The sequence below is a fragment of the Clostridium sp. BL-8 genome, assembly GCF_002006495.1.
In the GTDB taxonomy this organism is placed as follows: Bacteria; Bacillota; Clostridia; order Clostridiales; family Clostridiaceae; genus Clostridium.
In genome coordinates this window covers 30,487-41,718 of sequence record NZ_LZZL01000052.1, presented here as the reverse complement: position 1 = coordinate 41,718, position 11,232 = coordinate 30,487, and the positions used below count along the sequence as shown (strand labels likewise).

Genomic DNA, 11,232 nt, shown 5'->3' with positions numbered 1-11,232 from the left:
TCAAAGACAGATTGATCATAGTCCTGATGTATAGAAACTTCAAGAACATCATATAGGGACTTTGGCTTAAGCACTGACTTTGAGAAGGATTGAAGACTAAAAAATAGATTGGATTATGGAATACACCTCTATTAATTGGAGGTGTATTTTTGTTATTAAAAGATTTATTAGAAGAATTTGTTTTGGAATTAGAAATACAAAATTATAGTTCTAAAACTATTCAGACTTACAGAAGTAAAAACTTAAACTTTATAAAATATGCAAAAGATAAATTTGACGTGATTGAAGTAAAAGATGTTAATACAATTCATGTGAAAAATTATATTGTAGGATTAAGAAAGGCTAAAAGAAAACCAAGTTATATTAACTCTGTTATTAAAACATTACAAGCATTTTATAAATATTCTAAAGAACAAGGATTTATTAAAGTTAGTCCAATTACAGATGTAAAATTACTTAAAGAGAATAAACCAATAATTAATGTTTTCACAGAAGATGAAATAAAAAGAATGTTAGATACATGCAAAGGTAATAGATTTTTAGCAATTAGAGATAAAGCAATATTGTGTACATTAATAGATTGTGGTGTGAGATGTACAGAATTATTAAATTTACAATTAAATGATATGAATGAAAATTATATAACTATAAGAGAGCCGAAAAATAGAAAAGACAGAATAGTATCTATTAGTCCTTACACAAAAAAAGCGATTATAAGGTATTTAAGATGCAGAGAAAGTTATTTTATAAATAAAAATTTGGATAAAAACGATTATATATTCTTATCTTATAGAGGGAGACAATTAACTGTTGAAGCGATAGAAAGAATTGTAAAAACTGCTGGTAAAAAAGCAAATGTAAATGAGCAAGTACGCTGTAGTCCACACACACTACGTCATTTCTATGCGGTTTACTCTTTAAAACATGATTTAGATTTATATTCTTTATCTATAAATTTAGGACACTCCAATGTATCTATAACATCAAAATATCTGAGAGGATTAAAAGATAAAGAAATAGTTCAGATGAGTGCAGATAAAAGCCCTCTAAAAAATATATATGGTAGATATTAAAAATACCTACAAAAACTCAAAAATTAGGCTCAATTTAAAGACTTACAGCTAAAGACGATACATTTATTGTTAGAAAATATAAAGGCTTAAATAGCCTGTAAAGACGATTTAAACACATAAAAAATAGGTATCAACTTCTTGATACCATCACAACAATTAAATATTGTTTTATTAACTTAATCACTTTCACAAATAGATGAAAGCACATTCTTAAATCTCGACAACTTAAGAATAACACGCTTTTCAAAATTTGTAAAGTGGTTAGGCTTAATAAAGTCATGCTTTTTTAGCTACCGAGTCAATTTCGGTCACTATAGTATGATTCACTTGCTATGCACTGGGACAAGTATAAAATATCCAAGTCGTTTGGTTAGCGGATGCATAAAATAACCATGTCATATAAAGCTAGTATTAATTATCTTTGTTATAAATGCTAGGAAGGTGTTTATATGACTTGGGTGCGTGTCAACCTATACCCTAAAATAATAGGCATGGTGGTTACTTGGTGTCCTAAAGGACAGGTAAAGAGTAGTAATTCAACATATTGGACAAGTATGATATGGTAAAGCTACTTATACAAAAATGTAATTAATAACAAAGATTTAAAGTGATTCCTATTCAACTCAAAACATTAGCTTTAGAGTTAATTTACTTATGAGCTATCAAGAATTAATTTTTTTTGTAGCTTATAGGTAAATTAATTTTTTCGCTCAAACCTTTCAATCTAAAACATTTTTTCATTGGGATTGTTTAAAGTCAAGCTTTACCTTAAAATTATTTAGTAAAATCCAGCTTGCCAAATAAAAAAGAATGGTTTATCCCTAATAATCCATTCTCTTAAAAAATATTTTTATGAATTGTAAATACCCCTTACTAACATAAAAAAGAGTGGCAAGCTTTGAAGAGAGTAAGTCACTCTTTCTAGTAGACAGTCGTATTATTAACTATCCACTATATAAAATAATAAATCATAATTGTTATGAGAATATAAATAAAGCATAAACTTAATATAAACTGTATATTAAATAAAAGTAAAATAAAAAGGATAACCATTTAAAAGTTATCCTAAATACTGTTTGAGATATTTATTTAAGGGGTAAATAAATAATGAAAATTAAATTATTATCATGGTTTTATTATATAGGGTTATTGTTACAGTATTATGTCAAATATATAAACTTAATATAAATAATTATAAAGTAAAAAGGATAGTCTGCTAATAAGTACAGATTATCCTTTTTGTTGTGTTATAAATTAAAGGAAAAATAGCGATAAGAAAACTAAATTATTATCATATTTTTATTATACGCTACAATTGTTATGGTATTATAAGAAGTTCGTTAATTTGATATAAACTTTATATTAAATGAAAGTAAACTCAAACAGTGGATCATAGTTAATTATATTTTATTTATAAAATTAATAACATACGAACTACTAAAACACAATAATGCGACTTTACGGCATATTAAAATCAATAAAGATATAAATAAAATATAATCAATTATAAAAAAATGAATTATTACTTTCAAATAGGCATAAATACTGGTGCTATAAGATGCTTTTAATATTGTATAATTCTATAAATCAAAATGATTTTGAGATTTGTAATTTAAAGAATGGCTAAAATAGGGCATTCATAAAAATTAAATAAATTATAAACAATTACAAAATTGATATATATATGAAAAAAAGTAAAAAAATAAGAATAATTGTCGAAAAAATGAAGAAAATAATCCTATAAAATAATTTTTACAGGAGGAATAAATATATGGAGCATTTTGATGATGATTATAAATTTGAATGCGATTGTTTGGAAAAATGGAATGAAAGATGTAAACATCGAGTAACAGATTGGTTAATACAAGAAGAAGAATTGGAGATGTATCCTGCTCAGCATCGTAGATTTTATGAGGAATATAGAAATAAAGGTATAATTTCTGATACTAAAAATGATAAAGTATTATATGAATATTTAAAAAATAATAATCTGTTAGGAAAAAGGCTTTGCTATTTAGAAATATCTCATAAATTAGTGCTAGAAGATTATAAAAATGAAAGATGTTGTTTAGATTTAAATGTTGATAGTATGATGGATTATTTATATTGGTCTTATGGAAATCCAGATGATATGGATAATTTGCTAAGAAAACACTTTGTTAAAAAGGCACTGGCAGATTATAAATGCAATTGTAAAGAAAAATGGAAAAACTCTTGTATAAATTATGCTAGAGCATTAAGGTATGCAGGTGATATATGGGATAATATGCCGGCATTATACATTCCTTATATTGAAGAATATACAGATAAAATAATTATTTCACAGCAGAAAAATGATAAAGTTTTATATGACTATATATGTAAAAACGATCTGTTTCTTTTGGAAGAAGAAATATGTTATTATACTCTTGCGTGTAAATTATGTATAAAAGAAAACGATAATTTATTTTTTGATCACCAAAGTAATTTTATATTTTTAATTGATTATCTTGTGTGGTCATATGGATTACCATATGATGAGAATAACATATTAAGAAAGATTTTGAAAAAAAAAAATAATAATAATAATATTGATACAACAAACTATAAATATAAACCTAAAGATAAAAAAGAGTCTAATAATACTAATGTTAAGAGTGGATATGTTAGAGATGCTAGGGTTAGAGAACTAGCATTACAATTAGCAGATTTTCAATGTGAAATAAATAAGGAACACAATACATTTATTTCAAAAGCAACTTTGAAAAATTATGTTGAAAATCATCATCTTATTCCTATGAAGTACTATGATGAATTTAAGTATAGTATAGATAATGAAGCTGATATAGTTGCTTTATGTCCTAATTGTCATAGGCTTTTGCATTTAGGTAGATTTGAAGATAAAAAAGTATTGTTAGAAAAATTGTATTATAAACATATTGAAAGTTTAAAAAAAGCAGGAATAAAAATTACAATAAAAAGGTTATTAGAAATGTATGAGGATTAAAATTATTAAAATATTTTGATGTAAATAGCAGGAAAATATACCTTATTGTAGAATCTAAATATATAACGAGTGATAAATTGTCACTGGTTAATATATTGTGAGAGGGAATGATGTATTAATGGATATTAATATGAGTATAATGGAAGATTGTTTCAGAGAAAGTAATCAAGTGATTTTTGTTTCAAAAAAGAGTTTTCATAGTATTGAAGCTACTGAAGAAGAGCGAAAAGAATTACTAACTGTAAATAAATATATAGAATATAGTTCTAACACTTATGACCATGAGTTTAAAGCATATACAATTTATACAATTAAAGATAGAGCGGTAGACCAAAATAATAATTTGATACTGTTCTCTGAAATGGAGTATATAAATGAATGATAAAATTAAAGTGATTCTTTGTTATGATGATGAAAAAGAAGATAAAGAATTATTATTAAATCAAATGGAGTTAACGGCATTACTAAGTTGTGAAATAATAGGTTCAGAACATATGTATTATGATATAAAGAATAAGATATTTGAAGATTATGATGGTGGGTATTTACTTTATATTAAATTACAAAAATCGAAAATTATATAAAAGATATTTAGAGGACAACTCATTAGAGAAGTCCTTTTTATATGCAAAAAAATAAGAAGTACAACTCAGCACTCCTATTTTCCTTCTTTTTTAATCCACTTTATATCATAACCTATTATTTCAGCTATCTGTAAAACTTCAGAATATTTTAAGCTACCTTTTCTAATTTTATTACTTAAATTTTGAACAGAAGAATCAGTACCATTTATTTTATTTAATTCTGTATTCAAATCGGTGATACTCCACCCACTGCTTACAATATAAGCTTTAATTTCTTCTTTAAGTCCCATTTGTTTCACCTCTAAATAAATTATACTATTAGATTAAAAATTAATCAAATGAATTTATAATTAAAGCAATAAGTTTAAAAATAAATATTGACTTTTTAAATCTATAGATTTAAAATTAAATCATAAGGTAAAACAAACCAACAAAACCGTATAAAAATAATTAAAATTTTAGGAGGATGGTATTATGAAAAATGTACTAGTAAATGAAATGAATGGTATGGAAGTTGCAATGAGCTTAAGAAAGAAAATGACTTTGGAGGACAAATGGTTAGAATTTACTTGCTTTATAGTAAATACTATAGAAGAATTAGAATTTGGTTATACATTAGCTTATTCAAAATGGGAAGAGTACAAGAGCGGTGATTGTTTTGAAAAAGAAACCACATTGTACTCTGATGACGAGGATTCTTGCTGGAATAACTTGTGGAAAATTACAGGAGTAGCATTAGAAGATGATGAGTATGAGACACTACATAAAAGATTTAAAACCATTCATTATTGCGAGAATTATAATACTTTGGTGTTTGAACTAACTGATAATAGTAAATTTGTAGTATTTAGAATGTAAAGGGTGTTTTAGTTGTTTGTATATCAATTTTTGGACATCTAAATGGTGTCCAAGCGTAGGTACATAACCTATAACATTAAAAAAGGTGGACTATGTCTGCCTTATATTTGTCCACATAAAATCCTAATAAATCATAAATTTTATGTGGACAGGAATCTGTATAATGAGTAGTTCAAATGTGCCACTATAATATATAGTAGTGGCGATGTTGTATAACTAATGGTTCTACTTAATTAGGTGTTATGATTTTAACAAGGTTATGATATGACGGTGAGAAATATTTTCACAATATATCGTAAATTGATTATTAGCAATAGCAAAGAAATTTATTATAGGCATTAGGGGTTACCACCCCTAAGCCATGATATTATGGAATATCACAATGAAGAAAGGATGATTATTTATGAGACAAAGACAATTTATAATTAAAGATTATGGAGTAAAAAAAGAAGCAAAGGAAATTATGTTAACAGACAGTTTTGGAATGGAATTGTACTTACAATTCAAAGAAATAAAAGTAAAAAATAAGAAAACAAACATAGGGAATATTATTAAAATAATGTTACCAGCAGATGAAGAAAAAGCACTTGAAATATTACAAAATGGGTATATAGACGAGAGTGGAAAAAAATACATAGCACTTGCAACTACAACTGGATTTATGAAAAAAGAGGAACTAAGTGAAGGTCGTATGGCTAGAAAAGAAGGAACTTGCGAATATCTTTTTATAGATGAAGAAGACAAAGAATTTGTTGATTTATTTCATAAGGTTGTTAGCTGTGGCAAAATTCAAGAAAAGTTAAATACAACTGAAATGCAAATAAATAAAGATATTATTAGTAGAATCAGTTTAGCATTTAGCACTACTAATAAGATACCTTATTACTGGAAAGATAAAATAGCTATATTACCAGAAACAAGTTATAAATATGCTAGGGAATATGTAACCTTAGATAAAGAAGCTTTAAAAGATGGTCAAATAGAATTAAATGAACCTAAAGTTGAAAGTGTAAAACATACTGCATTTGATGGATTTGGATTAGCTTCGCCAGAATTTTGTGAAATGTTATCTGAAAAATATGGATATAAAATAGATTATTTTGGTCTAAGAATGTATCCAACAGCAACTAAGGGATTATGCGTTAGATTTCCATTTGTTCAGTATTTTGAAGATAATTTTAAGGAAAATAATGATGTATTTTGGAAAGATGAAAATGGAGATTTCATTACATTAGACAGATGGGGAAAAGAAGTTAATGTTTCTAAATGTAGTCTTATTCTTAATGAAACTCAATGTAAATGGGCTAAATGGTATTCAAGTATTGATGAAATATATAAAGCAATTGAAAAAGAAGAATACAAGACTTACAAAGATTTATTCTATAGTGTTTACATAGCTAGAGTAAATAAAGAAGAATTAGAGCAATATGCACGCATGAATTACCAGTTGCTTAACGTTACTAATATTACACCTTTAGAGATAGCTAATTTAACTGCATATGATGAACAAATGTATGCTTCTATGATTGCTGATAATAGTAAAGATAGGAATATAGATAGAATTAAAATCTTTATGGGAGATATGGCAAAAAATGATGATGAAGGATTAAGAGCATCAACAAAAGTTCAATATCTTATGCAACAAAATGACAGGTTTTATAAAACTAAATTTACTAAAGAAACTATTGCTAGAAATCTAGAAAAATATATTAATGAACTTGCAGGTGGTAAATTCTATGTCAAAGGTAATTATAAAACTTTAGCTTGTTGTCCTATTACATATTGTGAATGGATTATGACGGGAAATACTACAACAGATATAAAAGAAGGCTTACAAGAAAGACAATTCTATGTGTCAAATGAAAATGGGAAAAGAGTATTAGCTAGAAATCCACTTGCATCATTCCATGAACCACAAAAAATAGAATTAATTGAACATAGCAGCTTAAAAAAATATTTAGGTGAAAATTATAGTGGTGAAATTATATTTTTTAATATGCAAGATGATACAGCAAAAATGCTAAGTGGAGCTGATATGGATTTAGATGAAGGATTTTGTATAGAGAATGAGACTATTTATAATTCGATAATTCCTACAGTACCTTTTTTAAATGTAGATGATGGAGAACAAGGAGAAGAAAAGTTATTCACTTGGAACAATATGTATGAATCTATAATATTAAGTTCTGGAAATACTATAGGAAAAATAGCTTCATTAACTGCAAAGATCAATACTTATAATCAAGATTTAGGATTTATAAGAACTAAAGATAATAAAGTATTAACTGGTAGAGAATTATATAACAAAATGATGTATAAAAAAGAAAATCATTATGAAGAATTATTTAAAGAAGATTTTGAAAAAATAAGTAGAAATAAAGAAACTATAAAAAAGTATGGTGAAGAATTAAAGAATCCTGAGATATCCAAGGAAAGAATATCAATTTGTTATACGATGATAAAAGCTAGTAATAATACAATATCAGAGATTTATGACGATATGAATGATATTAAAATGAATGACTTTTTAGATAGACTTGATAAGTATATTGAAGATGGAAAGTTGATTGATGTTAGAAAATTATCAGAATTAGAAATAAAGGAATATTTAAATAAAAGATTTAATGAGAATTCTAAATACATTTATTATGCTTTATATCTTAACCAAAAAGCTATAGATTCAGTCAAAACATTAAATCCAGTTACTAAAGATGAAATTGAATTGTTAAAAGAATATTTTATTGAATATAAAAAAGATAAAGATGGAAATATTGTTATGATTGAGCAAAAGGACAAGGATGGCAATGTTAAAGTTGATAAAGATGGACAAGCCAAAATGAGAAAAGCTATATTGGTTAATAATCTTAAAAATTATCCATACTTTTTACAATTTACAAAGGATTATGTTAATGGATGGAAAGTTGAAAAATTAAATAGAAGTGCTTTAACAATTAATTCTAAAAATATAGAAGGTAGTTTACTTAAAAGAATACGTTACATTCAAGAAAAACTAGGTGATAATAATGAAGCAGTAATAGAAACGTTGAAGCCAAGCAAAGAAAAAGCAGATATAACTCTTAAAGCTAGAATAAGTAATATTTATAGGAGATACTGTTATGATGGTAAAGTCTCAAATAATACCAAAGATCAAAATAAATTGAATGATAGATGGAATGATTTTAATGAATATGCAGTGGAAGAACTTAAAGAATTTGAAAGTTCGAATTTTATTGAGGATAAGGCGTTGGTTTTAAAAGAATTGAATGTAAGTAGTAAATTTGCTATTAGACTATTTTTTGATGTATTAAAACATTATTTAGATTTGGAAAATAATAATGTATATTCTTTTAAGCAAGTAAATGAAAAAACTGATATTGAATTCATGCATAGATATTTTATTAAGAAACAGGATAAATGCAAAGATAATACTTTACATGAAGATTTTATACATGAAGTTAAAAATGAATTTAAAGTTAGAGTTGGATCATATACTGGTGTAACTATCACAGATGAAATGTATGTAAATAATAAGCATTTATATAGGTCTGTAGATAATACTGAAGTAGGATTCATTTTTAATGATTGCTATGAAAAGTTAAATTTAGCAGATGGACAAGTTTTAAAAGTAATTGAAAGTAATGTTGCTAAGAATGGAAAAAGTCTTACATTAATTGTTGCATAGATAGATAGGTATGGGGTCACTACCGTGCCCCTAACCTTGATATGATGGAAATACAATTATGAAAGGATGATAAATTATGGAAGAAAAATATTACAACATAGAAAAGAAATCACTTGCAACAGCTTTAAATTGGATGGGATTTAAATTTTATATATGGACAAGTAGAGAAGGCAAAACACTATATGGATTTGAGGATACAAACAAATTACATAGGGCATTAGAAGGATTGTTGGAATTAAGAAAACAAGTTAAGATTTTGTAAAATGAAAATTATCAATTTAGAAAGGATGGCAATAATAGATGGAAGAAAATGATGGTAGACTATGGCTTAATGAAGCTATGAAAGAATTTAACAAGAAATTAGATAGAAGTGTATTAAATATTATAAATGCACATGCAGGAAGTGGAAAGAGTAAATTTATTTTTGAAGAATTTCTAAGAGATTCAAAACAATATGTAAATGGATTATCTTACAATTATATTGATAATTTAGACAGGGTTTTATATGTTTGTGATACTACAATGTTAAAATCAAGTATATTGAAAGATACTGACGGAATTACAAAGGTTTTAGAAAAGAATGATCTTAAACAAGCTATGAAGGATAAATCATTAGAGGATATTGTCAATGGTGATGTAGGATATATAAAAGTAATTACATATAGTACATTGGGATTCCTGCTAAAAAATAAAGCAAGTAGAACAATAATATTGAAATATTACAATTGTATCATAATGGACGAAATACATAATTTAATTAAATATGCTTATAATTTTAAAAATGATAATTCATATAAAACAATAATTGAATGGTTGCCAACAATGTTATATGAAAGAAATTTATTAATAGTAGCTTTGACTGCTACACCGTATAATATGTATTATCCATTGCAAAAAACTAACATAATGTATAGAACTATATTTCATACTGATGAATTAAAAAAGATTAAAAAGAAAACAGATAAATGGCATGGAGTTTTTAAACATGCAATAAATTATATAAAAATATTAGGAATAAATTATAACTGGATGAAAGATAGAGATGAAAAAGTATTAATATATGTAAATACTATATCAGTTGCAAAGAAATATAAAACAATTTTAACAAATAGTGGATACAAAGTTGAATGGTTATGTAGTACAAACAATACCAAAGATGATAAGTTAATAATGAATGATAAACAATTGAGATTAAGAGAGTATTTATTAAATACTGGTCAATATCCTGACGAATTAGATGTATTAATTATCAATGGAGCATATGAAACGGGATGGAATTTATATGATAAAAAAGTCCAATGGGTATTAATTGACTCTACTAGATATGATACACAAATACAGGCACGTAATAGGGTTAGAAATAATATAGAAACATTATTAACAAAAGAATACATTGATGAAGATGGACAAATTATTGAATTTGACCAATATAAAAATACACATGAAACAGGAACATTTCTTGGATTGCCCAAACTGGTTCATATACTAAAAGAAGATGATAAGGAATATTTGGGAAAAAAATTAACAAAAGAAGATAAAGATTATTTAGTTAATAAATATTCTATAGTTCCTCATGATAAGAAAAAAGCAACTTGGCAAACATTTTTAAAAGAATTAGAAAAAAATGATTATATAGTTAAAACTAATTCACATGGTACTTATATTTATGATAAAGATAAAATAAATAATAATATAGAGGTGAAGAAAGTGAGCATGGGAGAAAAATTTATACAATGGATCGAAAACGAGTGGGACAAAAAAAGAATATCAATTCAGGACGTTAAAGACATTTTAGACATTGGAACAACTACATTTAATAAAATGGTTAAATCAGAATTTATTGTAAGTTATTTCAAATAACATAGATATAATATAGGAACTGTTAAAGGTGGAAATGTAAAATACCTTAAGAAATATTAAATTAATGATCTTTAAATACGTTTAAACCTAGTAATATCAATGGACACATGAAAATATACCTTCACTTGGTGCGGAAAAACGTTATGTCTATTATATATAGAGAAGTTAGTTTTGCTCATCAAGTGAATA

9 protein-coding genes are annotated in these 11,232 nt (G+C 25.6%); 8 read left to right on the top strand and 1 reads right to left on the bottom strand.

The window, feature by feature from the left end; all coding sequences use genetic code 11:
- Positions 1-149: 149 nt before the first annotated feature.
- The 4 genes from CLOBL_RS17270 (at position 150) to CLOBL_RS17255 (ending at position 4,643) form a co-directional block, all read left to right on the top strand.
- Positions 150-1,073, top strand: coding sequence for a tyrosine-type recombinase/integrase (locus tag CLOBL_RS17270; protein WP_077860176.1), 924 nt, complete (start codon positions 150-152; stop codon positions 1,071-1,073).
- A 1,771-nt stretch (positions 1,074-2,844) separates the two neighbouring features.
- Positions 2,845-4,059, top strand: a complete 1,215-nt coding sequence (locus CLOBL_RS17265) for a hypothetical protein (RefSeq protein ID WP_077860175.1) — start codon at positions 2,845-2,847, stop codon at positions 4,057-4,059.
- Between the two features lie 118 nt (positions 4,060-4,177).
- Entirely contained in the window at positions 4,178-4,441 is a 264-nt protein-coding gene (locus tag CLOBL_RS17260) for a hypothetical protein (RefSeq protein ID WP_077860174.1), read from the top strand.
- Positions 4,434-4,643 carry a hypothetical protein gene (locus tag CLOBL_RS17255; RefSeq protein WP_077860173.1) on the top strand — a complete coding sequence of 70 codons (210 nt, stop codon included), beginning with the start codon at positions 4,434-4,436 and terminating at the stop codon, positions 4,641-4,643. Before CLOBL_RS17260 ends, CLOBL_RS17255 begins: the two co-directional genes overlap by 8 nt.
- 74 nt (positions 4,644-4,717) lie before the next feature.
- On the opposite strand, the gene CLOBL_RS17250 is transcribed toward CLOBL_RS17255, so the two are convergent.
- Positions 4,718-4,933 carry a DUF6471 domain-containing protein gene (locus CLOBL_RS17250; protein WP_077860172.1) on the bottom strand — a complete coding sequence of 72 codons (216 nt, stop codon included), beginning with the start codon at positions 4,931-4,933 and terminating at the stop codon, positions 4,718-4,720.
- Between the two features lie 184 nt (positions 4,934-5,117).
- Here CLOBL_RS17250 and CLOBL_RS17245 point away from each other — a divergent pair, with 184 nt between their 5' ends.
- The 4 genes from CLOBL_RS17245 (at position 5,118) to CLOBL_RS17230 (ending at position 11,043) form a co-directional block, all read left to right on the top strand.
- Positions 5,118-5,501: a hypothetical protein gene (locus tag CLOBL_RS17245; protein WP_077860171.1), complete on the top strand. Its 384-nt coding sequence runs from the start codon at positions 5,118-5,120 to the stop codon at positions 5,499-5,501.
- A gap of 403 nt (positions 5,502-5,904) precedes the next feature.
- On the top strand, positions 5,905-9,183 hold the full coding sequence (locus CLOBL_RS17240; protein ID WP_077860170.1) for a hypothetical protein: 3,279 nt from the start codon (positions 5,905-5,907) through the stop codon (positions 9,181-9,183).
- Positions 9,184-9,259: 76 nt separating this feature from the next.
- Positions 9,260-9,445 carry a hypothetical protein gene (locus tag CLOBL_RS17235; protein WP_077860169.1) on the top strand — a complete coding sequence of 62 codons (186 nt, stop codon included), beginning with the start codon at positions 9,260-9,262 and terminating at the stop codon, positions 9,443-9,445.
- Positions 9,446-9,483: 38 nt separating this feature from the next.
- A complete protein-coding gene (locus CLOBL_RS17230; RefSeq protein ID WP_077860168.1) occupies positions 9,484-11,043 on the top strand; it encodes a DEAD/DEAH box helicase family protein in 1,560 nt (519 codons plus the stop codon).
- The last annotated feature ends 189 nt before the right edge of the window (positions 11,044-11,232 follow it).